Genomic DNA, 26,636 nt, shown 5'->3' on the forward strand with positions numbered 1-26,636 from the left:
TCATTCCGGATGCGGGGCGAAGTAGTCGGTGAGCATGATGCCAGGCCATTCGGGCTCCTGGACTTCGCCGCGGGGGCCCATGGCGGCGAACCAGGGCTTGATGTCCAGGACGGGGGTGCCGTCGACGGCGTCGAGGTCTTCGACGTGGAGGTCGAGTCCGTCGACGTGCAGGAGGCGGCAGCGGGAGACGCCGAGCCAGTTGCGGCGGCGCATGTTGCGGTGGCCGAAGATGCCGACCGGGGGCCAGTCGGGGTTGTCGCGGGGCCGGCGGGCGCCGGGGTGGAGGTCGGCGGGGTCGGTGAGGTGGAAGCGGAAGACGATCTCGAGGTGGCTGAAGTCGGCGAGTCCGGCGGTGGAATCCGCTGGGAAGGCGGGGTCGATCCGGATGATGGACCGGGTGCCGCCCCAGTAGTCGTCCGTGGGTTCCTTGCGCCCGCCGACGACGTGGGCCAGCGCCGTGACCTCGTACGATTCGCTCACCGTTTCCCCTTTCCCGGCACGCTGGCCGGGCAGTGCGCCAAGGCTGTCAGGCTACCGGGCGCCCCAGGAACTGGGCCGCCCGGACGTCGAGTTCGGCCACCGCGTCAATACCCCGCCGCCGGAAGGGCGACAGCGCACGCCGCATGTCCACCACCGTCTGACGGGTGCGGCCGGAGGTGACGCCCGCCATGGCGTCGAGCGCGCGATTCCAGGTGGCACACGCCTCCTCCACCCGGCCGGTCGTGGCCTGGATGGAGCCTAGACAGCCGAGAGGTACCGCATGGGTGCTGGAGAAGCTCGTGGCGTTGCGGGTGCGGACGCTGCGGCGGAACTCCCGCAAGGCGCCTCCCGTATCGGCGGATGCCTGGAGTGTGCGGGCCGTCTCGTGGGCGAGGCTGGCCTCGCCGAAGAAGAACGTCCGCCCCGGCTCCTCGCGATCAGGGCCGGCGGACGCGAGGTCGTCCTCGGCTCGCAACAAGGCTGCGGCGGAGCCGCGTTGATCGCCGGTGTGGGCCAGGGCCCGGGCGTGAACGACGCCGAGAAGTGCCCGTTCGCGCGGGGAGGCGAGCCGCTCAAGACCTGTGGATCGGTTCCCATTCCGCCGTGCGAGCACGGAAGGCTCCGACCGTGCGAAAGATGGGCAACCCCAGGCCCGCTCCTGAAAAGCTCAGCACTCGATGACGTTGACCGCGAGGCCGCCGCGGGCGGTTTCCTTGTATTTGACCTTCATGTCCGCGCCGGTCTCCTTCATCGTTTTGATGACCTTGTCGAGGGAGACGTGGTGGCGGCCGTCGCCGCGCATCGCCATGCGCGCGGCGGTGACCGCCTTCACCGCGGCCATGCCGTTGCGTTCGATGCAGGGGATCTGGACCAGGCCGCCGACCGGGTCGCAGGTGAGGCCGAGGTTGTGCTCCATACCGATCTCGGCGGCGTTCTCCACCTGTTCGGGGGTGCCGCCGAGGATCTCGGCGAGGCCGCCGGCGGCCATGGAGCAGGCGGAGCCGACCTCGCCCTGGCAGCCGACCTCGGCGCCGGAGATGGAGGCGTTCTCCTTGAAGAGCATGCCGATCGCGCCCGCGGCCAGCAGATAGCGGACGATCGCGTCCTCCTGGTCGCCCTGGGGCATCCGCGGGTCGGCGACGAAGTCGAGGTAGTAGTGGAGGACGGCCGGGATGATGCCGGCCGCGCCGTTGGTGGGCGCGGTGACGACCCGGCCGCCGGCCGCGTTCTCCTCGTTGACGGCCATGGCGTAGAGGGTGACCCACTCCATGGCGTGGACCGCCGGGTCTCCCTCGGCCCGCAGTTGGCGGGCCGACTGCGCGGCACGGCGGCGGACCTTCAGGCCGCCGGGGAGTATGCCCTCGCGGGCCATGCCCCGGGCCACGCACTCCCGCATGACCTGCCAGATCTCCAGCAGCCCGGCCCGGATCTGCTCCTCCGTACGCCACGCCTTCTCGTTCTCCAGCATCAGCGCGGAGATCGACAGACCCGTCTCGCGCGCCAGCCGCAGCAGTTCGTCGCCGGTACGGAAGGGGTGCCGCAGGGCCGTGTCGTCGAGCTTGATCCGGTCCTGGCCGACCGCCTCCTCGTCCACCACGAAGCCGCCGCCGACCGAGTAGTACGTCTTCTCCAGCACGGTCGCGCCGGCCGTGTCGTAGGCGGCCAGGGTCATCCCGTTGGCGTGATAGGGCAGCGAGCGCCGCCGGTGCAGTACGAGGTCGGTCTCCGGGTCGAAGTCGATCTCGTGGGCGCCGAGCAGGTTCAGCCGACGGGCGCCGCGGATCCTGGCCACCTCGTCGTCCGCGGTCTCGATGTCGACCGTGCGGGGGGAGCGGCCGGACAGGCCGAGCAGGACCGCCTTCGGGGTGCCGTGGCCGTGGCCCGTCGCGCCCAGCGAACCGAAGAGCTCGGCGCGGACGGTGGCGGTGTGCGCGAGCAGTCCCTCTTTCTTCAGCCGGTGCGCGAAGATCCCGGCGGCCCGCATCGGACCCACGGTGTGCGAACTGGAGGGACCGATGCCGATGGAGAAGAGGTCGAAGACCGAAATGGCCACGGGTGCGTACTCCTCGATTGCGCGGACACCGTTGTCCACGGGTGGCGCCGCGGTCGCGCGGGCCGGGTGGTGCGGGTGGGTGCCCGCCGGGTGGTGCGGGCGGGACGACCGGGTCACGGCGTCCCGCCCGTACAAACGTAACCGCTGCCAGGGCCTGACCCGGCCCCGGCGACGGGTGGAGCCGGTCCGACCGGGCCCAGGTGACCGATGGACCCGATCCGAAAGGGCCCCGTCGACGGATGGCGTCAGCCGGCCAGGCCCGGGTACAGCGGGTGCGCGGCCGCCAGCGCGCTGACCCGCTCGCGCAGCGCCGCCGCGTCGTACGTCGGCTTCAGCGCTTCGGCGATCACATCGGCGACCTCGCGGAAGTCCTCGGCGCCGAAGCCGCGGGTGGCGAGCGCCGGGGTGCCGATGCGCAGCCCCGAGGTGACCATCGGGGGGCGGGGGTCGTTGGGGATGGCGTTGCGGTTGACGGTGATACCGATCTCGTGCAGCCGGTCCTCGGCCTGCCGGCCGTCGAGCACCGAGTCGCGCAGGTCGACGAGGACCAGGTGGACATCGGTACCGCCGGAGAGCACCGAGACACCGGCCTCGGCGAGGTCGGGACCGACCAGCCGCTCGGCGAGGATCCGCGCGCCTTCGAGCGTACGGGCCTGCCGGTCCTTGAACTCGTCGGTCGCCGCGGCCTTGAAGGCGACCGCCTTCGCCGCGATCACATGCTCCAGCGGGCCGCCCTGCTGACCGGGGAAGACCGCCGAGTTGATCTTCTTCGCCAGCAGCGCCTTGCTCAGGATCACGCCGCCGCGCGGGCCGCCGAGGGTCTTGTGGGTCGTGGTGGTGACCACGTCCGCGTACGGCACGGGCGAGGGGTGCAGCCCGGCCGCCACCAGGCCCGCGAAGTGGGCCATATCGACCATCAGATAAGCGCCCACCTCATCGGCGATCCGCCGGAACTCGGCGAAGTCGAGCTGCCGCGGGTACGCCGACCAGCCCGCCACGATGAGCTGCGGCCGGTGCTCCTTGGCCAGCCGTTCGACCTCGGCCATGTCGACCAGGCCGGTCTTCGCGTCCACGTGGTAAGCGGCGACGTTGTACAGCTTGCCGGAGAAGTTGATCTTCATACCGTGGGTCAGGTGGCCGCCGTGCGCCAGATCGAGGCCCAGGATGGTGTCACCCGGGTTGATCAGGGCGAACATCGCCGCCGCGTTGGCCTGGGCGCCCGAGTGCGGCTGTACGTTCGCCGCCTCGGCGCCGAACAGCTCCTTCACCCGGTCGATGGCGAGCTGCTCGACCACGTCGACGTACTCGCAGCCGCCGTAGTAGCGGCGGCCGGGGTAGCCCTCGGCGTACTTGTTGGTCAGCACCGAGCCCTGGGCCTCGAGCACCGCCACCGGAGCGAAGTTCTCCGACGCGATCATCTCCAGGGTGGACTGCTGGCGGTGCAGCTCGGCGTCGATCGCGGCGGCGACGTCCGGGTCGAACTCATGCAGGGACTGGTTGAGCAGGGACATGGGACCTTCCTGGTCGCGGGAGGGGGAGCGAGGGCGGGAGCGGGAAGCGGCTCAGCCGGCGGTGAAGGCCTCGTAGTCGGCGGCGGACAGCAGATCCGACGCCTCCTGCGACACCTTCACCTTGAAGAGCCAGCCGCCCTCGAAGGGCGCCGAGTTGACCAGGGACGGGTCGTCCACCACATCCTGGTTGGCCTCGGTGACCTCGCCGGAGACCGGGGAGTACAGATCGCTGACGGACTTGGTGGATTCCAGCTCGCCACAGGTCTCCCCTGCGGTGACGGTCGCGCCGACCTCGGGGAGCTGGACGAACACGACATCGCCGAGTGAGTCGGCGGCGTGCGAGGTGATACCCACGGTGGCGACCCCGTCGACCGGGGCGGCGAGCCACTCGTGCTCTTTGCTGTAACGGAGCTGCTCAGGATTGATGGTCATGACGGAATTCTCCCGGATGGATCGGTGTGGTCGCGCGGGGCCACGCGACACGGCGGAGCCGCGGAATCCGCGGGCCCGCCCGCACGGCGGAGCGAAGGATCGGGTAGGTGTGACAGCGGGGAAGCCGGACAGCGGGACAGCGGGACCGGCAGGAAGCGGGACAGGCAAGAAGCAGGGAAGCGGGACGGCCAGGGATCAGGAAGCGGGCGGCCCGGTCAGCGGGAGCGAGCAAGCGGGCGGCGAAGGAGCCGCGAGCCGCCGGCAGGCGTCAGCGCTCGCGCTTGTAGAACGGCAGCGCCACGACCCGGTGCGGCTCCCGCGTCCCGCGGATGTCCACCGCGACCCCCGCCGTGCCGGGCGCCGCGTGCGACGCCTCCACGTACGCCATCGCGATCGGCACCCCGAGGGTCGGCGACGGAGCGCCCGACGTGACCTCGCCGATCACCGTGCCGTCGGCGTCCGTCACCGGATAGCCCGAGCGCGGCACCCGGCGGCCCTCGGCGATCAGCCCGACCAGCGTGCGCGGCGGCTGGGCGGCGGCTTTCTCGGCCGCCGCGGCGAGCGCCCGCCGGCCCACGAAGTCACCGGGCTTGTCGAACTTCACCACCCGGCCGAGCCCCGCGTCGAAGGGGGTGACCGCGGCGGTCAGCTCGTGCCCGTACAGCGGCATCCCGGCCTCAAGACGGAGCGTGTCCCGGCAGGACAGTCCGCACGGCACCAGCCCGGCCGCGTGGCCGGCGTCGGTCAGCGCCCGCCACAGCCGTTCGGCGTCGGCCGGCGCGACGAACAGTTCGAAGCCGTCCTCGCCCGTGTAGCCGGTACGGGCGATCAGTGCCCGCACACCGGCGACCGTGCCGGGCAGCCCGGCGTAGTACTTCAGCCCGTCCAGGTCCGCCTCGGTGACCGACTTCAGGATGCCCGGGGCCTCCGGGCCCTGCACGGCCAGCAGCGCGTACGCGTCCCGGTCGTCGCGGACCAGCGCCTCGAAGCCCGCCGCCCGCTCGGTCACCGCGTCCAGCACCGGCTGCGCGTTGGCCGCGTTGGCGACGATCATGAACTCCTGCTCGCCGAGCCGGTAGACGATCAGGTCGTCCAGGATGCCGCCGTCCGGCGCGCAGATCATCGTGTAGCGGGCCCGGCCCACCGCGAGCGCGGACAGATGGCCGACCAGCGCGTGGTCGAGGGCCTGGCCGGCCTGCGGTCCCGTCACGGTGATCTCGCCCATGTGCGAGAGGTCGAAGAGACCGGCCCGGGTACGGACCGCCTGGTGCTCCTCGCGCTCGCTCGCGTACCGCAGCGGCATGTCCCAGCCGGCGAAGTCGGTCATGGTGGCGCCGAGGGCGCGGTGCAGCGCGTCCAGCGCGGTACGGCGGGGCTGGCTCATGGGCCGGCTCAGGGACTGGCTCGGGGGTTGGCTCATCGGAAAGGGCTCCCAGACGGATCGACGGACGGCGTGGCCAAGCGGTGAAACCTGGCCTCCCCATCTGTCATCGGAACCTGAGAGGTTCACCGTGACCCGTTGGGGGACGCGGTTTGCACCGTGGGTGGGACCGGGGACCGGTCCGCTTTTCAGATCTGCCTCGCCCGCGCGGTATCTGTGCCTGAGAGATTCAAGGGAGGACTTGCTCCTTCGGCGCCCGCCCCGACCAGGGGCGGAACTCTCCCGCGCGGCCTCGAACGGCCGGTATGCAAGTTGTGCCGCCCATCATCGCATGTCCGTCCTGGGCCCGCCCGGGGCCCCCGCGGCGCTAGGGTTTCCCGGCAACGGCAGGCGGCGGACGCGGCGGGACGGGCGGGGCGGCCGGCAGACGGGCGGGACGAGAAGGATGCACACAGGGATGCGCATGGAGAATCCGGCACCGGACATATGGCCGGAGATATGGCCGGCCAACGAGCTCGAAGAGGTGCTCACCGCGAGCCTCGGCAACCCCTCGGCCACCCCCCGGCTGATGGAGGTGCTCAGCCGGTCCCGGGTGTGGGTGCCGCTGCCCGGCGGCGGTCCGCACCAGCCGGGCTTCGAGCTGCCCACCATGGAGCTGGACGGCGCCCCCTATGTGCCGGTGTTCAGCTCCGAGCAGCAGTTCCGGCTGGCCGCCGAGGGCATGTCCTGCACGGTCGCGCCGGTCCATGAGTTCGCCCGCGGCTTGCCCCCGCTGGTCGGCATGGTGGTGAACCCGGGCGGCGCCGTGGGCGTGCCGGTGCCGCCGGAAGCCGTCGCCGGGCTGTGCCGCCCGGAGCGCGGCGAGCGTGGCGAGCACGGCGCGCCGCGGGCGGGGGCGCGGGTACGGCTGTGGGAACCGGAGCCGGACCAGGAGCCGGTGGACTTCCTGGCCGCGGCCGCCGGCGAGTTCGCGGTCACCCCGGTGGTGCTCACCGCCCGCCGGGCGCTCGCCTCGGTGGAGGAGGGCGCGCCGCAGCTCTTCGTCGGCGTGGAACTCGACCGCTGGCAGGACCAGGACCGGGCCGCCGCGATGGACGCGCTCGGCCGGGCGCTGGGCGCGGTGCCGCTGCCCTGGCAGGTGCAGCTCATTCTGCTCGATGTGGCCCAGGACCCGGTGGGGGACTGGATGCTGGAGATGGTCCGGCCGTTCTTCGGCCGCGACTGACGCCCACCCGGCCCGGGAGCCGGGAGACTCGCGAGAGCCGGGAGAGCCTTGTGCGCCGGGGGAGCCGCAGGTGGCACGGGGGATCGCGCGGGAGCGCGCACGGTCGTCGGCCGACCGCGTATAGGCCGTGTATACGGCACATTTAGCCGGTCCCGCTTGAGTCGGTCAGCGTTCCACCGGGAACACTCGACCTGATTTGATGGGCACGCGGCTCACCCGGACGGGCGCCGCGCGACGAACGAAGGGACGCCTGCCGCCACCGGCACCGGCGGACCGACGGAACACCGGCAGTACCGGTCAGAGCGGCACCACCGAACCAGGGGAAGGAGCGGTCCCACGTGATCGCGGGCGCGCAAGGCGGCGCGGCGGCGGCCGGCCAGTTGGAGCAGACGCTCCTCCAGGTGGTCCCCGGCCGGTTCGACGCTTACGAGAACCTGCTCCGGTCGCTCGCCGACGGCGAGGTGTGGATGCTGCTCTGGCACGGCGCGCCCGGATCCGCCGACGCCCAGTACGGCAGCATGGAGATCGGCGGCCACGGCTACGCGCCCTGTTGCACCTCGCCCCGCGAACTGGCCGCCAGCGGCTGGACCCGCGAGCACGAGATGGTCTCGGGCCGGGACATCGCGCTCACCCTCTACCCCGACCGCTGCGGCCTATGGCTCAATCCGCACGGGCCGGGCGGCGGCGTCGGCATCCCGTGGCCGGATCTGAGACGTATCGCGGTCGGCCTGGACCTGCTGCCGGCCGGCCCGCTCCAGATCGGTGAACCCTCGCTCCAGATCCCGCAGTTCTACGCCCTCCTCGCCCAGGCCGCCCACCGCACCCCCGCGGTCCGCTCGCTGCGCCGCGCCTGGGTCCAGCCGGCGCTCGGCGAGCCCTATCTCGCGGTGGGCGTCGAGGTCTACGACTCCTCCGCGCAGGCCGTCGAATCGGTGCGGCTGATGATGCGGCAGTCGGTGACCGGCGTCCCGGAGGGCCTGGCGGTCTCCACCGTCGCGATGGCCGACGCGTACGACCCGGTCGGCATGTGGATGCGGGCCAACGGCCAGCCCTTCTTCGACCGCGAGGCGTACGGCGGCGGCGCGGCCTGGGGCCCGCCCCGCTACTGACCGGCCCGGCCGCCCCGCCCCGCCCGGCCGCCCGGCCCCGGCCACCCCCTCGGCCCCCCCCGCTACTTCCCCCGGTTGAAGATGCCCTCGAGCAACCCCAGCGGCGGACTCCCCAGCGTCAGCAGGGACTTGTGGAAGCGCGGCAGCGAGAACTCGTTCCCCCACTTGCGCTTGGCCCGTTCCCGCAGCCGCATGATCTCCAGCTTGCCCCAGGTGTAGCGGCCGTAGCCCGCGTCGAAGGTGCCGCGACGGGCCTCCGCGGCGGCGCTGGCCCTGGCCAGATGGGCGTCGCGCATGAAGAGCCGGGTGGCGTCCTCCAGGTCCATCGTGCCGGTGTGCACACCGATCGCGCAGGTCAGCCGGGTGACCCGGACCAGGGCCTCCAGCGCGACACCGATGGCGAAGCGCGGGTCGTCCGCCCGGAAGCCCTCCTCCAGACAGACCTCCTCGACGTAATGCGCCCAGCCCTCGGCGAAGGAGAGGCTGTGCAGGGTGCGGCGGACCGGGCCGCGGGTTCGGCGCAGCGCCCTGCCGTGCGCGAAGTGGCCGGGCGCGACCTCGTGCACGGTGATCGACGGCAGGCTGGTGCGGCTGAAAACGGTCAGCCACTCCTCCTGCTCCTGGGCCGGCCACTCCGGCTCCGGCGGGGTGACGTGGTACCAGGAGGGTGTGTCGGACTCGCCGGGCGCCTCCCAGGTCATCATCGCCATCGACCAGCGGCGCGACGCCGGCGCCGGACCCACCAGGCACTCCCCGTCCGCATAGGGCGCCAGCCCGTGGTCCCGGGTGAAGGCGATCACCTCCGCGGTGAGCCGCTCCGCCTCCTCGATCACCCCGCCGGCGTCCGGGTGGTCGGCGAGGAGTTCGGGGATCAGCTCGTCGACGGTGCGGCGCGGATCGAGGGCCCGGCAGGATTCGGTGAGCAGCTCGGTCAGCCGGTGGGATTCGAGCGCCGCGTCGTTGGCCAGGGATTCCAGGTCGACCCGCAGGCCCTCCTGAGCGCCCATCAGCGAGGCGAGCGCCTTGCCGCCGAGGCGCGGGTCGGGGTCGCCGTGCTCGGCGGCGTGTTCGAGATGGGCCACCAGCCGGGCGTGCGCGGCGAGCGCGGCGGCCTCGCGCCGGCCCTGGTCGGCGTCGAGCCCCGCGGCCAGACCGCGGACCGCGCCCAGCAGCGCCGCCGCCACCGGGGAGTTGACCTGGTCGAGCGCGCTCACCGAGGCGTCCACCGCGTCCGGCCAGGCGGCCAGATGCTTGCGGCGGGCCCGCGCCCGTTCCCTGCGGGGCGCGTACTCCCGGTCGTAACAGGCGAGTTCGAGGTTGGACAGATGGGGATACGGATCGCGGCGGTGCAACTCCAGGTCGCCGTACTGCGTCCGCAGCGACTTCTCGAAGACCCGCAGGTGGGCCTCGTCGTGGTCGTCGTCCAGCCGGCCCGCCGCGCGGCGGGCGCGCACCACTTCGGCGACGGCGTCCCGGACGCCGTCGGGTGACAGATCCTGCACCCGCCCGTCGTACTCGTGCAGGCCCGCCATCTCCCGGGCCTGAGGCATCATCAGGGCGTACACCGCGCGCAGCCGCTCGTTCACCAGACGACCGTACCCCGAGGCGTGCGGGCCCGGCGGTCGATGAATCACCACATCACAGTTACGCATCCATTCCCGGTGGGATCTGGTGTGGTCTTGTTAGGTGCATGAAGACTCACCGGACGGGAACGCGTCAGCGAATGTCGTCTTGTCGATGTTTCCGCACTGTAAAGCGGCAGCCGACGATGTGAGCTGACGTCAGAGCCACACCGGTCCGTTGGTCGAACCTGACAACCGGCCATGGGGGCCGGCCACCGCCGGCTGGGGATGCACGAGGAGAAATGACAGCACCGCTGCATGAAACCGCCGCCGGCGAGAGCACGCCCGCGGACGTCGTCGCCGCAATACCCGGTGGAGTGGTGATCGAGGGCCGCTCACCCGGCCGGATCGCCTGGACGCGACTCAAGCGTGACAAGATCGCGCTCGCCGGCGGGCTCATCGTCATCCTGCTGGTGCTGATGGCGGTGTTCGCCCCGGTGATCGTGCATTTCCTCGGCCATGACCCGAACGAGTTCCACGAGAACCTCATCGATCCCGATCTGGGCACGCCGAAGGGGTCGTTCGGCGGGATGAACGGGCACTTCCTGCTCGGCGTGGAGCCGGTCAACGGCCGTGACGTCTTCAGCCGGATCGTCTACGGCTCCCGGATCTCGCTGCTGGTCGCCTTCCTGGCCGCCATGGTCTCCGTCGTCCTCGGCAGCCTGCTGGGCGCGCTCGCCGGCTTCCTCGGCGGCTGGATCGACGCGGCGATCAGCCGGGTGATGGACCTTCTGCTGGCCTTCCCGCAGCTGCTGTTCACGATCGCCCTGGTATCCGTGGTGCCCGACAAGCTGTGGGGCCTGACCGGATCCGGTGTGCGGATGGGCGTCCTCATCGTCGTCATCGGCTTCTTCGGCTGGCCGTACATCGGCCGGATCGTGCGCGGCCAGACGATGTCGCTGCGCGAGCGGGAGTTCGTCGACGCGGCACGCAGCCTGGGCGCCGGCCGGACCTACATCCTGCTGCGGGAGCTGCTGCCGAACCTGGTCGCGCCGATCCTCGTCTACACGACGCTGATCATCCCCTCCAACATCCTCCAGGAGGCGGCCCTCAGCTTCCTCGGCGCAGGCGTCAAGCCGCCCACCCCGTCCTGGGGAAAGATGCTGTCCGACGCCGTCTCGACCTACCAGGCGGACCCGACCTACATGGTCGTCCCCGGCCTCGCGATCTTCGTCACCGTGCTGGCCTTCAACCTGTTCGGCGACGGTCTGCGCGACGCGCTCGACCCGAAGGGGACCTGAGCCTCGGCGCGGTGTCCGGCCCCGCGACACGGGGCCCGGGCCTATCTCCACACCTTGTCCAGCATTGCCAAGCAGGTCCCCGAAAGGCCCCACAACAAGGGGGTCCGGATTGAAATATCGGAGGTTTCACCACAGTGAACCGCAAGGGTAGAGCACTCGGAGCCCTCGCCACGGTCGCGGGCCTTGCCTTGACGGCGGCCTGCGGAGGCGGGGGCTCGAACAGCCACTCGTCCAAGAGCCTCGGCTACAACGCCGCCACCACGGACAAGGTCCTCAACGCCTCGGCCACCAAGGGCGGCACCCTCAACCTGTGGTCGTCGCAGGACGTGGACTTCCTCGACCCGGCGCGCGCCTACTACGGGTTCGTCTGGGACATGCAGCGGCTGTACATACGCCAGCTGCTCGCCTACGACTCCAAGCCCGGCGCCGACGGCAACAAGGTGGTCCCGGACCTGGCGACGGCGATGCCGACCGTCACCAACGGCGGGAAGACGTACACCTTCACGCTGCGCGACGGCGTCAAGTTCGACGACGGCACCGCGATCACGTCGAAGGACGTCAAGTACGGCATCGAGCGGGTCTTCGCCCAGGACGTGCTGCCCGGCGGTCCGGTGTACCTGATCAACCTCCTGGACCAGGGCCAGCACTACCCCGGCCCCTACAAGGACACGGACCCGAACAAGCTCGGCCTGAAGTCCGTGGTGACCCCGGACGACAAGACCATCACCTTCAACCTGGCCAAGCCCAACTCGGACTTCCCGTACCTGCTGGCGATGGCCGACAGCTCCCCGGTGCCGGCCAAGCGCGACGACGGCGCGAAGTACACCAACCACCCGGTCGCCTCCGGCCCGTACAAGGTGCAGTCCTTCACCCCGGGCAAGGGCGCGGTCTTCGTCCGCAACACCTACTGGGACCCGAAGACCGACCCGATCCGTACCGGGCTGCCGGACAAGGTCACCTTCAATGTGACCTCCAACCCGGACGACATGGACTCGCGGCTGCTCTCCGGCGACATCGACTACGACATCTCGGGCACCGGTGTCCAGCAGGCCGCCAAGATCAAGATCCTGAGCAACCCGAAGTACAAGGCGAACGCGGACGACCCGTACACCGGCTACATCCGGTACTTCGCCTTCCCGACCACGGTCAAGCCGTTCGACAACATCGACTGCCGCAAGGCGGTCATCTACGCCGCCGACCCGAAGTCGCTGCAGACCGCCCGTGGCGGCCCGACCAGCGGTGACATCGGCACCAACATGCTGCCGCCCGGTATCGCGGGCTCGGACAAGTCCTTCGACCCGTACAACCTGGCGCCGGGCAAGCCGCAGATCGACAAGGCCAAGGCGGCACTGGCCGCATGTGGCCAGCCGAACGGCTTCTCCACCACCATCGCGGTGCGCAACAACAAGGCCGCCGAGGTCGCCACGGCCCAGTCGCTCCAGGCGGCGCTCGCCAAGGTCGGCATCAAGGCCAGCATCGACCAGTACGACGGCAGCCAGTCCTCCTCCGTCATCGGTTCGCCGGCGAACGTGAAGAAGAAGGGCTACGGCATCATCGTCATGGGCTGGGGCCCGGACTTCAACACCGGTTCCGGCTTCCTCCAGGCGCTGGTCGACGGCCGCTACATCCTGCCCAGCGGCAACAACAACTACTCGATGATCAACGACCCGGCGATCAACGGCCTCTTCGACCAGGGCGCCGCCGCTTCGACCCCCGAGGAAGCCGCGGGGGACTACAAGCAGATCAACCAGTCGATCATGGACAAGGCGCTCTACCTGCCGATCAACTTCGACCGGGCGCTGGTCTACATCAACCCGCGGCTGACCAACGTCTTCCTGAGCGACGGTCAGGGCGGACGCCTGGACCTCGCGCGGGTCGGCGTCGCGAAGTAAACCGGCCGCACGCCGGCAACACAGCCACAGTTAGCACGAAGGGCAGGTGAAGGCCGCGCGGGCGGCCGCGGTACCCCGAAAGGGGCCGCGGCCGCCGCGCGCGGCCGAGGTCAGTGCTCGTCTACCTCATCCGACGGCTGGTGAACGTCGTCGTCCTGCTGGTGGTGGTCTCCATGATCACCTTCGGCATCTTCTTCATGGTGCCGAAGCTCACCGGCAGCGATCCGGCCCTGCTCTACGCCGGCCGGGCCACCAGCAAGGTCGCCATCGAGGGCATCCGTCACAAGATGGGCCTGGACAAGCCGATCGCGGTCCAGTACTGGGACTTCGCCAAGGGCATCGTGGTCGGCCGCAACTACGACAACGGCACGGACATCACGCACTGTCCGGCGCCCTGCTTCGGCTACTCCTTCAAGAACGAGCAGGCGGTCTGGCCGATGCTGACCAGCCGGCTGCCGGTCACCGCGTCCCTCGCCCTGGGGGCGTCGGTGCTGTGGCTCATCGGCGGGGTCGCCACCGGCGTGTTGTCCGCGCTGCGCCGGCGGACCGCGCTCGACCGGGCGGCGATGATCACCGCCCTGGCCGGTGTCTCGCTGCCGATCTACTTCACCGGCCTGCTGGCCTCGGCGATCTTCGTCTACGCGCTGGGCTGGATACCGGAGATCGGCTACGTCGACTTCACCGCCAATCCACTGGAGTGGGCGCAGAACCTGCTGCTGCCCTGGATCACGCTGGCCTTCCTCTTCGCCGCCACCTACGCCCGGCTCACCCGGGCGACGATGCTGGAGGTCCTCGGCGAGGACTACATCCGCACCGCGCGCGCCAAGGGCCTGACGGAGGGCGTGGTCATCCGCAAGCACGCGCTGCGCTCCACCCTGACCCCGATCATCACCGTTTTCGGTCTGGACGTCGGCCAGCTGCTCGGCGGCGCGGTGCTCACCGAGAACGTCTTCGACCTGCACGGGCTCGGCAACGCCGCGGTCACCGCGATCAGCACCCAGGACCTGCCGGTGATCCTCGGCGTGACGATGTTCGCGGCCTTCTTCATCGTGATGGCCAACCTCATCGTCGACCTTCTCTACGCCGTCATCGATCCGCGCGTGCGGCTGACATGAAAAGGAGCCGACCCATGGACGCCCTCGACGCGCAGCCTCCCGGCACACCGGAGATCGATCGGGGTCCCGCGCCGACCGAGTTCCTCGCCGTGCGCGATCTGAAGGTGCACTTCCCGACCGACGACGGGCTCGTCAAGTCGGTCAACGGGCTGTCGTTCAGCGTGGAGAAGGGCAAGACCCTCGGTATCGTCGGCGAGTCCGGCTCGGGCAAGTCGGTCACCTCGCTCGCCGTGATGGGCCTGCACCGAACCGGCCATGTCCGCTCCAAGCCGCGGATCTCCGGCGAGATCTGGCTGGACGGCCAGGAACTGGTCTCCGCCACCCCGGAGGAGGTACGGCGGCTGCGCGGCCAGAAGATGGCGATGATCTTCCAGGACCCGCTGTCGGCGATGCACCCCTACTACACGGTCGGCAACCAGATCGTCGAGGCATACCGGATCCACAACCAGGTCACCAAGCAGGCCGCCCGCAAGCACGCGGTCGACCTGCTGGGCCGGGTCGGGATCCCGCAGCCGGACCGGCGGGTGGACAGCTACCCGCACGAGTTCTCCGGCGGTATGCGGCAGCGCGCCATGATCGCGATGGCGCTGGTCAACAACCCGGAACTGCTCATCGCCGACGAGCCGACCACCGCGCTCGACGTGACCGTGCAGGCGCAGATCCTGGACCTGATCCGGGATCTGCAGAAGGAGTTCGGCTCCGCGGTCATCATGATCACCCACGACCTCGGTGTGGTGGCCGAGGTCGCCGACGACGTCCTGGTGATGTACGCCGGCCGGGCCGCGGAACACGGCAGCGCCGAGACCGTGTTCACCGAGCCGCAGCACCCGTACACCTGGGGTCTGCTGAGCTCCATGCCGCGGCTCGACCGGGAGCGCGCCGACCGGCTCAGCCCGGTCAAGGGCTCCCCGCCGAGCCTGATCAACGTGCCGTCCGGCTGCGCCTTCCACCCGCGCTGCCCGTACGGGGCGCTGAACGGCGGTGCCTCCGAGGAGGTCGTGCCCGAGATGCGCGAGGTCGGCGCGGGCCATCTGGTGGCCTGTCACCTGGCCGACGACGAGCGGGCCCGGATCTGGACCGAAGAGATAGAGCCGAAGCTGTGAAGGGCCGGGACGAAGGCGTGAACGACGAAACGGCGGAGCCGGCCGAGCCGGTGCGGCCCGCGCTCGACAAGTCCGCGGCTGTGCCGACCGCGCCGGTACCGCACCAGTCGGTGCCCCGGCAGCCGGCCGGCGAAGCGCTGCTCACGGTGACCGGACTGGTCAAGCACTTCCCGATCACCAAGGGGCTGCTGCGGCGGCAGGCCGGCGCCGTACAGGCCGTGGACGGCATCGACTTCGAGGTGGCCAAGGGCGAGACGCTCGGCGTGGTCGGCGAGTCGGGCTGCGGCAAGTCCACCATGGGCCGGCTGATCACCCGGCTGCTCGAACCCACCGGCGGGCGGATCGAGTTCGAGGGCCGGGACATCACCCACCTCGGCACCGGCGCCATGCGGCCGATGCGGCGCGATGTACAGATGATCTTCCAGGACCCGTACTCGTCGCTGAACCCCCGGCACACCATCGGCACCATCGTCGGCGCGCCCTTCAAACTCCAGAAGGTCGCCACCGAGAACGGGGTGAAGAAGGAGGTGCAGGCGCTGCTGGAACTGGTCGGCCTCAGCCCCGAGCACTACAACCGCTACCCGCACGAGTTCTCCGGCGGACAGCGGCAGCGCATCGGCATCGCCCGGGCGCTGGCGCTCAAGCCCAAGCTGGTCGTCGCCGACGAGCCGGTCTCCGCGCTCGACGTCTCCATCCAGGCCCAGGTGGTCAACCTGCTGGACGACCTCCAGGTGGAGCTGGGCCTCACCTATGTGATCATCGCCCACGACCTGTCCGTCATCCGCCATGTCTCGGACCGGATCGCGGTGATGTACCTCGGCAAGATCGTGGAGATCTCCGACCGCGAGGCGCTGTACCGATCGCCCTTCCACCCGTACACCACCGCGCTGCTCTCCGCGGTGCCGGTGCCGGATCCGAAGCGGCGCAAGGCCCAGCTCGAAGGCGGCGAGGGCGCCTCGGGCGGCCGGATCCTGCTCACCGGTGATGTGCCGTCGCCGGTGAACCCGCCGAGCGGCTGCCGGTTCCGCACCCGCTGCTGGAAGGCGACGGAGGTCTGCGCCACCCAGGAGCCGCCGCTGGTGGCGCTGGCACCCGGCCACCAGGTGGCCTGCCACCACCCGGAGAACACGGCGGACCAGCGGCCGGCGGAGCAGCCCGCCGCGGTGTGAGCCCCGGGCTGACCGGACGCGACGGAGGGGCGGGCCCTTGGGTCCGTCCCTTCTTCGCGTCCGGCCCGTTTTTTGACGGCCCGCGGCGCTGTGGCTGCCTACGCGGCGCTCGGGCCGCTGGGGCGGGGGCCGGTGGGACCGCCGGGCCGGCCGGGGCTGTCCAGGTCGTCCAGGTCGTCCAGGTCGTCCAGGACATCAAGGAAGAGGTGCGCGGACAGCGCCGCCGGCTCCGCGCGCAGGCGGTAGGTGCCGGCGCCGCGGGTGACGACGGTGAAGGTGGCGGTCCGGGCGCCGGCCGGCACGATCAGCGCGGCCGGCGCGCCCAGCAGCCCGGGAGCGGTGGTGCGGACCGCCACCACGGTCCGCTCGGCCGCGGGCGAGGCCAGCGTCAGGGTCCCGGTGGCGGAGCCCCCGGCGTACAGGACTTCCGGTGTCAGGGAGATACCGGCCACCGCGCCGCGCACCGCTCGCCGCTCCTGGAGACTCTCCGTACGCATCCGCATCACGCCCTCCGCCTCGGGGGACACGCCGATGCGCGGCCCACACTGTTCTCTACGAACGAGGCGCGGAAACCGTTCAACGGTCAACCAAACTGCGTCGGGGTCGAGCCGGGGTCGAGCCACGACCGAACCACGACCGGGCCGGCGGGGCCCCGCTCAGATCTGGCCCGCGGCGCGGGCCCGGGTGACCGCAGGGCCGATCGCCCGGACCAGGTCGGCGACCTCCGCCGTAGTCGTGGTGTGCCCGAGGGAGAAGCGCAGGGTGGCCCGGGCGTGGGTGGTGGGCGCGCCCATCGCGACCAGGACGTGGCTCGGCTGCGCCACCCCGGCCGTACACGCGGAGCCGGTGGAGCAGGCGATGCCCTGCGCGTCCAGCAGGAGCAGCAGCGCGTCGCCCTCGCAGCCGGGGAAGGTGAAGTGCGCGTTGGCGGCCAGCCGCCCCTCGGGCGAGGGATCCCCGTTGAGGATGGCGTCCGGCACCGCGGCCCGCACCCCCCGGACCAACTCGTCCCGCAGCGCGCCCACTTCGGCGACGAACTCGGGGCGGCGCTCGGCCGCCAGGGTGGCGGCGGTGGCGAAGGCGGCGATGGCCGGTACGTCCGGGGTGCCGGAGCGGCTGCGCTCCTGGCCGCCGCCGTGCAGCAGTGGGACGGGGGTGTCGGTCCGCCGGAGCAGCAGCGCGCCGACGCCGTAGGGACCGCCGATCTTGTGGCCGGTGACGGTGAGCGCGTGCAGCCCGCTGGCGGCGAAGTCCACCTCGGTCTGGCCGAAGGCCTGCACCGCGTCGGAGTGCATCGGTACCTCGAACTCCTGGGCGACCTGGGCGAGTTCGCCGACCGGCAGGATGGTGCCGACCTCGTTGTTGGCCCACATCACCGTGATCAGCGCCACATCGTCGGGGTTGCGGGCGATGGCCGCCCGCAGCGTCTCGGGGAGGACCCGGCCGAGCCGGTCGACCTCCAGCCACTCGACGACGGCGCCCTCGTGGTCGTGCAGCCAGTACACCGCGTCGAGCACCGCGTGGTGCTCGACCGGGCTGGCCAGCACCCGGGTCCGTCCCGGCTCCGCGGCCCGCCGGGCCCAGTAGAGCCCCTTGACCGCGAGGTTGTCGGACTCGGTGCCGCCGCCGGTGAAGACGATCTCGCTCGGCCGGGCGCCGAGCGCGGCGGCCAGCGCCTCCCGCGACTCCTCGACGGTACGCCGGGCCCGGCGCCCGGCGGCGTGCAGCGCGGAGGCGTTGCCGGTCACCGTGAGGTGCGCGGTCATCGCCTGGACCGCCTCCGGGAGCATCGGGGTGGTGGCGGCGTGGTCGAGGTAGGCCATGGTGTCCTGATTCTACGGTCGCGCCGGGCACCGGCCGACCGGGTGAGTGGCGGCGGCCGGTGCCCGGGCCGTGGGCGGGGTGTCAGCCGCGCGGGGCGCGGGCGAGCTGCCGGGACTGGGCGACCAGGCGGTCGGCGCTGTCCCAGACCTCGCCGTCCTCCTCCATCAGGCCGCCGGCCAGATTGCGGGTGGTGAGCGAGACCCGCAGCGGACCGGGCGCCGGGCGGGAGCGCACATGGACGGTGAGTTCGAGGGTGGGGGTCCAGCCCTTGAGGCCGAGGTCGAAGGCGGTGGGGGGCAGCGCGTCCGCGGCGAAGAGCAGGGAGAGCGGGTCGTGGTCGCGGCCGTCGGCGAAACCGAGCCAGCCGCGTATCCGCCCGGCCCCGGACGGCGCGCCCATCGCCCACCCCGCGGTCGCCGGGTCGATCCGCAGGTCCAGCCGGTCGAGCAGGGCGGTGGAGCCGGAGACCGGGCCGCCATCGGGGGCCTCCTCGCCGCTCACGCACTCCTCGTACGACGGCATCCGCGGCGGCCGGGCGGCGGTCCGTACCTCGGCGGACAGGGCGTCCAGGTCGCCGTAGGCGGCGATGACCCTGATCCGCTCGACCTCCTGGCCGCTGTCGTCCCGCTGGAAGAGCGAGGCCTGTCCGTTGGACAGGGTGCGGCCGCCGCGGACGAGCTGGGTGCGGATCACCGCGGGGCCGGGGCGGGAGGCGGTCAGGTAGTGGGCGGTGATCGTCAGCGGGTCGTGGTGCGGCAGTGCCTGGCCGAGCGCCCGGCCCACCACCGACAGCAGATAGCCGCCGTTGAGCGCGGAGATGATCGTCCAGCCCTCGGACAGGTCGATGGCGTACGCGCCGGGCTCTCCCGGTCGCGGTACGACCGCGGTGTCCCGGTCGAACTCGTGGTCCCGTGTGGCCGCACCGGCCGCTGCAATCGACATGTCCGCCATGTTACCCATCAGTAGATTCCGTTGTCGGCCCCGGGAAGGTGAACGCCGGGCGGCCGCTCGCTCTTCCGCCGGAGCTGTGGCCGTCCTTCCGCCGACGTCCCGCCGACCTTGCGCCGATCTTGCGCCGATCTTCCGTGAAGCTCCCCTCGCGTACCCCGGGCCTTCCCCCCGCGCTCCGCCCGCCCGCTCGCGGGCGGAAAGTGCCGACGGGCGGGGGAGGCGGCGACGTTACTCTGAGGGGGTGAGCGATATTCGGGATACCCGGGGCACTCGGGAAGAGGAGCCGGGCCGGCGGCTGCGCGTGCTGGCCGCCATGAGCGGCGGGGTGGACTCCGCCGTGGCCGCGGCGCGGGCGGCCGAGGCGGGCCACGACGTGACCGGTGTGCACTTGGCGCTGTCGGCGAACCCGCAGAGTTTCCGTACCGGCGCGCGCGGCTGCTGCACCGTGGAGGACTCCCGGGACGCGGCCCGCGCCGCCGATGTGATCGGCATCCCGTACTACGTATGGGATCTGGCGGAACGCTTCCGCGCCGACGTGGTGGACGACTTCGTCGCCGAGTACGCGGCCGGCCGCACCCCCAACCCCTGCCTGCGCTGCAACGAGAAGATCAAGTTCGCCGCGCTGCTCGACAAGGCGCTGGCCCTCGGCTTCGACGCGGTGTGCACCGGCCACTACGCCACCGTGGTGGTGGGCGGGGACGGCCGCCGCGAACTGCACCGGGCCAGTGACGCCGCCAAGGACCAGTCCTATGTGCTCGGTGTGCTCGACGAACGGCAGCTCGCGCACGCGATGTTCCCGCTCGGCGACACCCTGACCACCAAGGACGAGATCCGCGCCGAGGCCGAGCGCCGCGGCCTCGCGGTGGCCAGGAAGCCCGACAGCCACGACATCTGCTTCATCGCCGACGGCGACACCCAGGGCTTCCTCGCGAAGCGGCTCGGCACCGAGCAGGGCGCCATCGTCGACCAGGCCGGCGAGCGCGTCGGCACCCACGACGGCGCCTACGGCTTCACCATCGGCCAGCGCAAGGGCCTGCGGCTCGGCGTCCCCGCCGACGACGGCAAGCCCCGCTACGTGCTGGACATCTCACCGGTGCGCAACACGGTCACCGTCGGCCCGGTCGAGGCGCTCGACGTGATCTCGCTCACCGCGATCCGCCCCCGCTGGTGCGGCGCCCCGCCGCGGGGCCCGGCCGCGTACACCGCGCAGCTCCGGGCGCACGGCGAGGACGTCCCGGTGACGGCCGAGCTGCGCGACGGCGAGCTGCACGTCGTCTTCGAGGGACCACCGGTCCGCGGTGTCGCCCCCGGCCAGGCGGTCGTGCTCTACGACGGCACCCGGGTGGTCGGCTCGGCGACGATCGCGGCCACCGGCCGGGCGGCGCCGACTCAGGCGCCGGCTGAGGCATCGGCTGAGGCACCGGCTCGGGCATCGGCTGAGGCATCGGCGCCGGCTCAGGCGCCGGTGACCGTATGAACATCTGCGTGTTCCTGTCCGCGGCCGACCTCGGCGAGCAGTACACCAGGGCGGCCGCGGAGTTGGGCGCGCTCATCGGCGAGGGCGGCCACACCCTGGTGTGGGGCGGTTCCGACGCCGGGCTGATGAAGGTGGTCGCGGACGCCGCCCAGGAGGCCGGCGCCCGGCTCGTCGGCATCTCGGTGGAGTTCCTGCACGACCTGGCCAGGCCCGGGGCCGATGAGATGGTCATCGCCCAGGACCTCGCCCGGCGCAAGGCGGAACTGCTGCTGCGCTCCGACGCGATCGTGATCATGGTCGGCGGCCTCGGCACGCTGGACGAGGCCACCGAGATCCTGGAGCTCAAGAAGCACGGCCTGCACGACAAGCCGGTGGTGCTGCTGAACACCGCGGGCTTCTACGACGGACTCAAGCAGCAGCTCCGCCGGATGGACGCCGAGGGCTTCCTGCCGCTGCCGCTCGCCGAACTCGTCCACTTCGCCGACGACGGCCGCGCCGCCCTCGGCTATCTGACGGACTACCGCAAGGAGCAGGTGTGAGCGTCCACCTCGTCACCGGGGCCGGTTCGGGAATAGGCGCGGCGGTGGCCCGCCGGCTGCTGGCGCGCGGCGACGAGCTCTGGCTGCTGGCCAGGGACGCCGGCCGGGCCAGGGAGCTGGCGGCGGCCTTCCCCGGCGCGCGGACCCTGGTCGGCGACCTCGGGGAGCCGGCCCGGCTGTCGTGGGCGCTCGGCCAGCAGTCCCCGCCGGACCGGCTGGACTCGCTGCTGCACATCGCGGGCATGATCGAACTGGGCCTGGTGGGCGACCTCACCCCGAAGATCTGGCAGCGGACCCTCGCCGTCAACCTGATCGGCCCGGCCGAGCTGACCCGGCTGCTGCTGCCCCAACTGCGGCTGTCCCGCGGGCATGTGGTGCTGGTCAACTCCACCGCCGGGCTGTCCGCGAGCCCCGAGTGGTCCGCGTACGCGGCCAGCAAGTACGGCCTGCGGGCGCTCGCCGACTCGCTGCGGGCCGAGGAGCGCGGCAACGGCGTCCGGGTGACGACCGTCTACCCCGGCCGGACCGCCACTCCGATGCAGCAGAAGGTGCACCAGCAGGAGGGCAAGACGTACGACCCGGCCCACTGGATCGACCCGGAGTCGGTGGCGACCACCCTGCTGACCGCCCTCGACCTGCCGCGGGACGCGGTGATCACCGAACTGACGGTACGACCGGGGCACTGATACGGGCTGCTGACGGGGGCTGCTGCCGCGGGCCGGCGGACGAGCCACTGAACGGGTCGCCGATACAGGCCGCCAATACAGGCCCGCTGCTACGCGTACCGACCGCTCACGGCACGGCGCGCGCCCACCCGGGGCCCGCGCCGTCACCCGACCGTGTGCATCTGCCACCGGGTCGGCCGCCACATGGCCATGCTGTCCGCTTCCGTCCCATTCGGAACGTAGGGTCGTCCGCGCCCCACCACGATCCGAGGAAGCGGACCGAGACCATGGCCTCAGGCAATGCCGCCGCCCGACGGACCATCGTCGACCTGCGCGGCCGTACCGAGGCCGCCCTGCGGCTCGCCCTCCCCGCGCTGCTCGGCTACGGCGCCGCCCGCTTCCTCGGCATCGCCCTGCTCTACTACCTGGCCAAACGGCGCGGCGAATCGCCCGGCCGGGCGCTCTACGGCTCCTGGGACGCCCAGTGGTATCAGATGATCGCCGAGCGGGGCTACGACCGGACCATCCACGGCGTCCCGCACACCTGGCACTTCGCGTCGAGCAACCTCGCCTTCTTCCCGCTCTATCCCGCGCTGTGCCGCGGCGCCGACCTCGTGCTGCCGGTCGGACTCGCCAAGTCCTCCTGGCTGGTCTCCATGGCCGCTTCCCTCGCCGCCGCCTGGCTGATCTTCCTGATCGGCAACCGGCTCTACGGGCGCAGGACCGGGATCATCCTCGCGGTGCTGTGGGGGTGCCTGCCGCACGCGGTGGTGGAGAGCATGGCGTACACCGAGTCGCTCTTCACCGCGCTGTGCGCCGCCGCGCTGCTGGCGGCGCTCACCCGCCGCTGGGTGCTCGCCGGGCTCTTCGCCGCGCTGGCCGGACTGACCCGGCCGACCGGGATCGCGATCGCCGCCGCGATCTCGCTGTGCGCGGCCCTCGCCCTGGTCCAAGGGGTGCGCGCCAGGGGGGAGGGGGTCCCGTGGTGGCGGCCGGCCTGGCGGCCCGCGCTCGGCGGGCTGCTCGCGCCGGTCGGCTGGCTGGCGTTCGTGGTGTGGGTGGGCCTGCGGCTGCACCGCGCGGACGGCTACTTCGTGGTGCAGGAGAAGTGGGGGAACGAGTTCAGCAAGGGCGGCTATCTGCTGCGCAGCTTCCGCGCGGTCTTCCTCGGGTCGCGCGGCGCCCCGGTGCCGGTGGCGTACGTCGTGGTGACCGTGGTCGTGGTCGCCTCCATGGTGCTGTGGGCACTGTGCCTGGCCCAGCGCCAGACGCTGCCGCTGCTCTCCTTCACCGGCTTCCTGCTGGTGCTGCTCGTCTTCGGCCGGGGCGTCTACATCGCCCGCGCCCGCTTTCTGCTCCCCGCCTTCCCGCTGCTCGTCCCGCTGGCCCGGGTGCTGACCCGCACCCACCGCCGCACCATCGTCTACACGCTCTCCACCGCCGCCGTCGCCTCCGCGGTCTACGGCGTGCACCTCACCCTGATCTGGAACGGTCCGCCGTGAGGGGCGGGGCCCGGCGCCGGTCTCGTAGTCTTCCCGGGTGACCAACCGAAGCGAGTTCAAACTGCCCCAAGGCGCCGCCACCGGAGTGGGGTCCCTGCCAGGCGGGGACGCCCGGGAGGCGGCGCGGGTCGCGGTGGAGGCCACCGAGGCGTTCCCGTTCCTGCCGGAGCTGCCCGCGCGCGGACCCGGCGCGGACATGATCGGCCGCACGATCGGGATGCTGGTCGAGCTCTACGCCCGGGTGGAGCCCAGCGGCTGGCGGTTCGGCGACCGGCCGGGGCGGGAGACCAAGCGGGCCAGGGCGTGGCTCGGGGAGGACCTGGACGCGCTGGAGGAGTTCACCCAAGGGTACGAAGGCCCGCTGAAGGTGCAGGCCGTCGGGCCGTGGACGCTGGCCGCCGCCGTCGAACTGCGCAATGGCGAGGCGGCGCTGCGCGACCCGGGCGCCTGCCGCGACCTCGCCGCCTCGCTCGCCGAGGGCGTCCGCGCCCACCTGGCGGACGTGGGCCGGCGGGTGCCCGGCGCCGACGTCGTGCTGCAACTCGACGAGCCCTCGCTCACCGATGTGCTGACCGCCCGGGTCAGGACCGCCAGCGGTTACCGCACCTACCGGTCGGTGGACCGGGTGGTGGTCGAGTCCACGCTGCGGGAGCTGATCGAGGCGGCCGGGGTGCCGGTCGTCGTCCACTCGTGCGCCCCCGACGTGCCGTTCGCGCTGCTGCGCCGGGCCGGCGCGGCCGGGCTCTCCTTCGACTTCTCGCTGCTCACCGAGCGTGACTGGGACGCCTTCGGGGAGGCCGCCGAGGGCGGCACCGCGCTCTTCGCCGGTGTCGTGCCGGGCACCGACTCAGCATTGTCGGACCCTGCCGGTAGCGTCAGTGGTGTTCGGGCGCTGTGGCGCAGGTTGGGACTGGCACCGGGGGCGTTGGGGTCCGCCGTGGCCGTCACCCCGGCCTGCGGTCTGGCGGGGGCCTCACCGGCCTACGCCCGTGCCGCGCTGGCGCACTGCGCGAAAGCGGCACGCTCGCTCGTCGACAACCCTGAGTGATGGCCCGAGTGATGTGTGAATGACGTCGTGCGCGATGTCGTGAGTGCCGCTCGACCGAGCGACCGTGGAAGGACGGAATCGTGGCAGCCCTGGAGGACGCACAGCCCGCGGAGATCCCCGCCGAGGCCCGGGAGCAGCACGCCCGCCTGGCCGAGCAGATCGAGGAGCACCGCTTCCGTTACTACGTCAACGACGCACCGGTCGTCAGCGACGCGGACTTCGACAAGCTGCTGCGGCGGCTGGAGGCGCTGGAGGCGGATCATCCCGCGCTGCGCACCCCCGACTCGCCCACCCAGAAGGTCGCCGGGGCGTACGAGACCGAGTTCACCTCCGTCCAGCACCGCGAGCGGCTGCTCTCGCTCGACAACGCCTTCACCGACGAGGAGCTGGGCACCTGGGCGGACCGGGTGGCCGCCGAGCTGGGCCCGCCCGACAACGAACGGAGTCCGTACCACTTCCTGTGCGAGCTCAAGGTGGACGGGCTCGCGGTCAACCTCACCTATGAGAACGGCCGGCTGACCCGCGGCGCCACCCGCGGCGACGGCCGGACCGGTGAGGACATCACGCCCAACGTCCGCACCATCGCCGACATCCCGGACCGGCTGGCCGGCGACCGGGTGCCGGAACTGGTGGAGATCCGCGGCGAGGTCTACTTCCCCGGCGACAAGTTCGAGGAGCTGAACGCCCGGCTGGTGGAGGGCGGCGACAAGCCCTTCGCCAACCCGCGGAACGCGGCGGCCGGTTCGCTGCGGCAGAAGGACCCGCGGATCACCGCGAGCCGGCCGCTGCGGATGGTGGTGCACGGCCTCGGCGCCCGCCGGGGCTTCGACATCGACCGCCAGTCGCAGGCCTACGATCTGCTGAGCGCGTGGGGTCTGCCCACCGCCCGGCACAACAAGCGGGTGGATTCCCTGGCCGAAGTCCGGGAGTTCATCGACTACTACGGCGAACACCGGCACGACGTCGAGCACGAGATCGACGGCGTGGTCGTCAAGGTGGACGAGATCCCGTTGCAGGGCCGGCTCGGTTCCACCTCCCGGGCGCCGCGCTGGGCGATCGCCTGGAAATACGCGCCGGAGGAGGTCAACACCAAGCTGGTGGACATCCGGGTGGGTGTCGGCCGCACCGGCCGGGTCACCCCGTTCGCGGTGGTCGAGCCGGTCACGGTGGCCGGCTCCGAGGTGGAGTTCGCCACCCTGCACAACCAGGAGGTCGTCAAGAAGAAGGGCGTCCTCATCGGCGACACCGTGGTGCTGCGCAAGGCCGGTGACGTCATCCCGGAGATCCTCGGCCCGGTGGCGGATCTGCGGGACGGCAGCGAGCGGGAGTTCGTGATGCCCGCCGAGTGCCCCGAGTGCCACACCCCCCTCCAGCCCATGAAGGAGGGGGACATCGATCTGCGCTGCCCCAACGCCCGCGGCTGCCCCGCCCAGTTGCGCGAGCGGATCTTCTATCTCGCCGGGCGGCGCAGTCTGGACATCGAGGCGCTCGGCTATGTGGCCGCCACCGCGCTCACCCAGCCGCTCGACGCCGAACCGCCGCTCAAGGACGAGAGCGGCCTCTTCACCCTGAGGATCGACGAGCTGCTGCCGATCCGCTCCTACGTACTCGACCAGGACACCGGCCTGCCCAAGCGCGACCCGGAGACCGGCGAGGAGAAGATCGTCACCTTCTTCGCCAACCAGAAGGGCGAGCCGAAGAAGAACGCGCTGGCCATGCTCGACAACATCGCCGCCGCTCGGCAGCGCCCGCTGGCCAGGATCATCACCGGTCTGTCGATCCGTCATGTCGGACCGGTCGCCGCCGAGGCGCTGGCCCGCGAATTCCGCGATCTGGACCGGATCAGGGACGCCGCGGAGGAGGAGTTGGCCGCCGTCGACGGCGTGGGGCCGACCATCGCCGCCTCGGTCAAGCAGTGGTTCACCGAGGAGTGGCATCGGGAGATCATCGAGAAGTGGCGCGCGGCCGGCGTGAAGTTCACCGAAGAGGGTTCGGACGAAGGGCCGCGCCCCCTCGAAGGACTCACCGTGGTGGTGACCGGAACGCTCAGCGGCCATACCAGGGACGGCGCCAAGGAGGCACTGGGCAGCCGCGGCGCCAAAGTCACCGGCGCGGTTTCCAAGAAAACGGACTTTGTGGTCGTCGGGGACAACCCGGGTTCCAAGTATGACAAAGCCGTCCAGTTGAAAGTCCCGGTCCTGGACGAGCAAGGCTTCGAGGTACTCCTCGAACAAGGTGCCGACGCGGCCCGGGAGAATGCGGTGAATCCCCCGGAATCCGACGGCGAATCAGCGTGA

The 26,636-nt window shown here is 71.7% G+C and carries 23 protein-coding genes and 1 riboswitch; of the genes, 13 read left to right on the forward strand and 10 right to left on the reverse strand.

Going from position 1 to position 26,636, the window contains the following annotated elements; genetic code table 11:
• From OG519_RS25345 to gcvT, 6 genes are all read right to left on the reverse strand, one after another.
• Positions 1-480 (reverse strand): SAM-dependent methyltransferase, encoded by a 480-nt coding sequence (locus OG519_RS25345; protein ID WP_405588237.1) that lies wholly within the window; start codon positions 478-480, stop codon positions 1-3.
• 46 nt (positions 481-526) lie between these two features.
• Entirely contained in the window at positions 527-958 is a 432-nt protein-coding gene (locus OG519_RS25350; protein WP_405588240.1) for a hypothetical protein, read from the reverse strand.
• A 189-nt stretch (positions 959-1,147) separates the two neighbouring features.
• On the reverse strand, positions 1,148-2,533 hold the full coding sequence (locus tag OG519_RS25355; protein ID WP_405588242.1) for an L-serine ammonia-lyase: 1,386 nt from the start codon (positions 2,531-2,533) through the stop codon (positions 1,148-1,150).
• Positions 2,534-2,778: 245 nt separating this feature from the next.
• Entirely contained in the window at positions 2,779-4,044 is a 1,266-nt protein-coding gene (gene glyA, locus OG519_RS25360; RefSeq protein WP_405588245.1) for a serine hydroxymethyltransferase, read from the reverse strand.
• A 51-nt stretch (positions 4,045-4,095) separates the two neighbouring features.
• Positions 4,096-4,476: a glycine cleavage system protein GcvH gene (gcvH, locus tag OG519_RS25365; protein WP_405588248.1), complete on the reverse strand. Its 381-nt coding sequence runs from the start codon at positions 4,474-4,476 to the stop codon at positions 4,096-4,098.
• Positions 4,477-4,744: 268 nt separating this feature from the next.
• Positions 4,745-5,860, reverse strand: a complete 1,116-nt coding sequence (gene gcvT / locus OG519_RS25370; protein WP_405588251.1) for a glycine cleavage system aminomethyltransferase GcvT — start codon at positions 5,858-5,860, stop codon at positions 4,745-4,747.
• A gap of 195 nt (positions 5,861-6,055) precedes the next feature.
• A riboswitch (glycine riboswitch) is annotated at positions 6,056-6,152 on the reverse strand.
• Positions 6,153-6,320: 168 nt separating this feature from the next.
• On the opposite strand from gcvT, the gene OG519_RS25375 reads away from it, so the two are divergent.
• Both OG519_RS25375 and OG519_RS25380 read left to right on the forward strand, forming a co-directional pair.
• Positions 6,321-7,082, forward strand: coding sequence for an enhanced serine sensitivity protein SseB (locus OG519_RS25375; protein ID WP_405588254.1), 762 nt, complete (start codon positions 6,321-6,323; stop codon positions 7,080-7,082).
• A gap of 338 nt (positions 7,083-7,420) precedes the next feature.
• Positions 7,421-8,191 (forward strand): enhanced serine sensitivity protein SseB C-terminal domain-containing protein, encoded by a 771-nt coding sequence (locus OG519_RS25380; protein ID WP_405588257.1) that lies wholly within the window; start codon positions 7,421-7,423, stop codon positions 8,189-8,191.
• Positions 8,192-8,253: 62 nt separating this feature from the next.
• Here OG519_RS25380 and OG519_RS25385 read toward each other — a convergent pair whose 3' ends face one another.
• Positions 8,254-9,777: a DUF885 family protein gene (locus OG519_RS25385; protein WP_405588260.1), complete on the reverse strand. Its 1,524-nt coding sequence runs from the start codon at positions 9,775-9,777 to the stop codon at positions 8,254-8,256.
• A 278-nt stretch (positions 9,778-10,055) separates the two neighbouring features.
• Here OG519_RS25385 and OG519_RS25390 point away from each other — a divergent pair, with 278 nt between their 5' ends.
• From OG519_RS25390 to OG519_RS25410, 5 genes are all read left to right on the forward strand, one after another.
• The gene (locus tag OG519_RS25390) at positions 10,056-11,054 is read left to right on the forward strand and encodes an ABC transporter permease (RefSeq protein WP_405588263.1); all 999 of its coding nucleotides are present in this window, start codon (positions 10,056-10,058) and stop codon (positions 11,052-11,054) included.
• Between the two features lie 134 nt (positions 11,055-11,188).
• The gene (locus OG519_RS25395) at positions 11,189-12,946 is read left to right on the forward strand and encodes an ABC transporter substrate-binding protein (protein WP_405588266.1); all 1,758 of its coding nucleotides are present in this window, start codon (positions 11,189-11,191) and stop codon (positions 12,944-12,946) included.
• Between the two features lie 113 nt (positions 12,947-13,059).
• Complete coding sequence (locus OG519_RS25400; RefSeq protein WP_405588268.1) at positions 13,060-14,061, forward strand: ABC transporter permease; 1,002 nt, start codon at positions 13,060-13,062, stop codon at positions 14,059-14,061.
• Positions 14,062-14,075: 14 nt separating this feature from the next.
• A complete protein-coding gene (locus tag OG519_RS25405; RefSeq protein ID WP_405588271.1) occupies positions 14,076-15,164 on the forward strand; it encodes an ABC transporter ATP-binding protein in 1,089 nt (362 codons plus the stop codon).
• Positions 15,165-15,244: 80 nt separating this feature from the next.
• Positions 15,245-16,333, forward strand: a complete 1,089-nt coding sequence (locus OG519_RS25410; RefSeq protein WP_405592982.1) for an ABC transporter ATP-binding protein — start codon at positions 15,245-15,247, stop codon at positions 16,331-16,333.
• A gap of 98 nt (positions 16,334-16,431) precedes the next feature.
• On the opposite strand, the gene OG519_RS25415 is transcribed toward OG519_RS25410, so the two are convergent.
• The 3 genes from OG519_RS25415 to OG519_RS25425 all read right to left on the reverse strand — a co-directional run bounded on the left by OG519_RS25415 (position 16,432) and on the right by OG519_RS25425 (position 19,099).
• Entirely contained in the window at positions 16,432-16,836 is a 405-nt protein-coding gene (locus tag OG519_RS25415; RefSeq protein ID WP_405588274.1) for a hypothetical protein, read from the reverse strand.
• 153 nt (positions 16,837-16,989) lie between these two features.
• Positions 16,990-18,156, reverse strand: coding sequence for a cysteine desulfurase family protein (locus tag OG519_RS25420; RefSeq protein WP_405588277.1), 1,167 nt, complete (start codon positions 18,154-18,156; stop codon positions 16,990-16,992).
• 82 nt (positions 18,157-18,238) lie between these two features.
• Positions 18,239-19,099, reverse strand: a complete 861-nt coding sequence (locus OG519_RS25425) for a thioesterase family protein (RefSeq protein WP_405588280.1) — start codon at positions 19,097-19,099, stop codon at positions 18,239-18,241.
• 259 nt (positions 19,100-19,358) lie between these two features.
• Between OG519_RS25425 and mnmA the strand changes: the two genes are divergently transcribed.
• From mnmA to ligA, 6 genes are all read left to right on the forward strand, one after another.
• Positions 19,359-20,585 carry a tRNA 2-thiouridine(34) synthase MnmA gene (gene mnmA, locus OG519_RS25430; RefSeq protein ID WP_405592984.1) on the forward strand — a complete coding sequence of 409 codons (1,227 nt, stop codon included), beginning with the start codon at positions 19,359-19,361 and terminating at the stop codon, positions 20,583-20,585.
• Positions 20,582-21,124 carry a TIGR00730 family Rossman fold protein gene (locus OG519_RS25435; RefSeq protein WP_405588283.1) on the forward strand — a complete coding sequence of 181 codons (543 nt, stop codon included), beginning with the start codon at positions 20,582-20,584 and terminating at the stop codon, positions 21,122-21,124. The genes mnmA and OG519_RS25435 overlap by 4 nt, the downstream gene beginning before the upstream one ends.
• Positions 21,121-21,810, forward strand: coding sequence for an SDR family oxidoreductase (locus OG519_RS25440; RefSeq protein ID WP_405588286.1), 690 nt, complete (start codon positions 21,121-21,123; stop codon positions 21,808-21,810). The genes OG519_RS25435 and OG519_RS25440 overlap by 4 nt, the downstream gene beginning before the upstream one ends.
• A gap of 266 nt (positions 21,811-22,076) precedes the next feature.
• A complete protein-coding gene (locus OG519_RS25445; RefSeq protein WP_405588289.1) occupies positions 22,077-23,291 on the forward strand; it encodes a hypothetical protein in 1,215 nt (404 codons plus the stop codon).
• Between the two features lie 37 nt (positions 23,292-23,328).
• A complete protein-coding gene (locus OG519_RS25450; RefSeq protein ID WP_405588292.1) occupies positions 23,329-24,339 on the forward strand; it encodes a methionine synthase in 1,011 nt (336 codons plus the stop codon).
• An 80-nt stretch (positions 24,340-24,419) separates the two neighbouring features.
• Entirely contained in the window at positions 24,420-26,636 is a 2,217-nt protein-coding gene (ligA, locus tag OG519_RS25455) for an NAD-dependent DNA ligase LigA (RefSeq protein WP_405588295.1), read from the forward strand.

It is taken from the genome of Streptomyces sp. NBC_01190 (assembly GCF_045039895.1).
Taxonomy (GTDB): Bacteria; Actinomycetota; Actinomycetes; order Streptomycetales; family Streptomycetaceae; genus Actinacidiphila.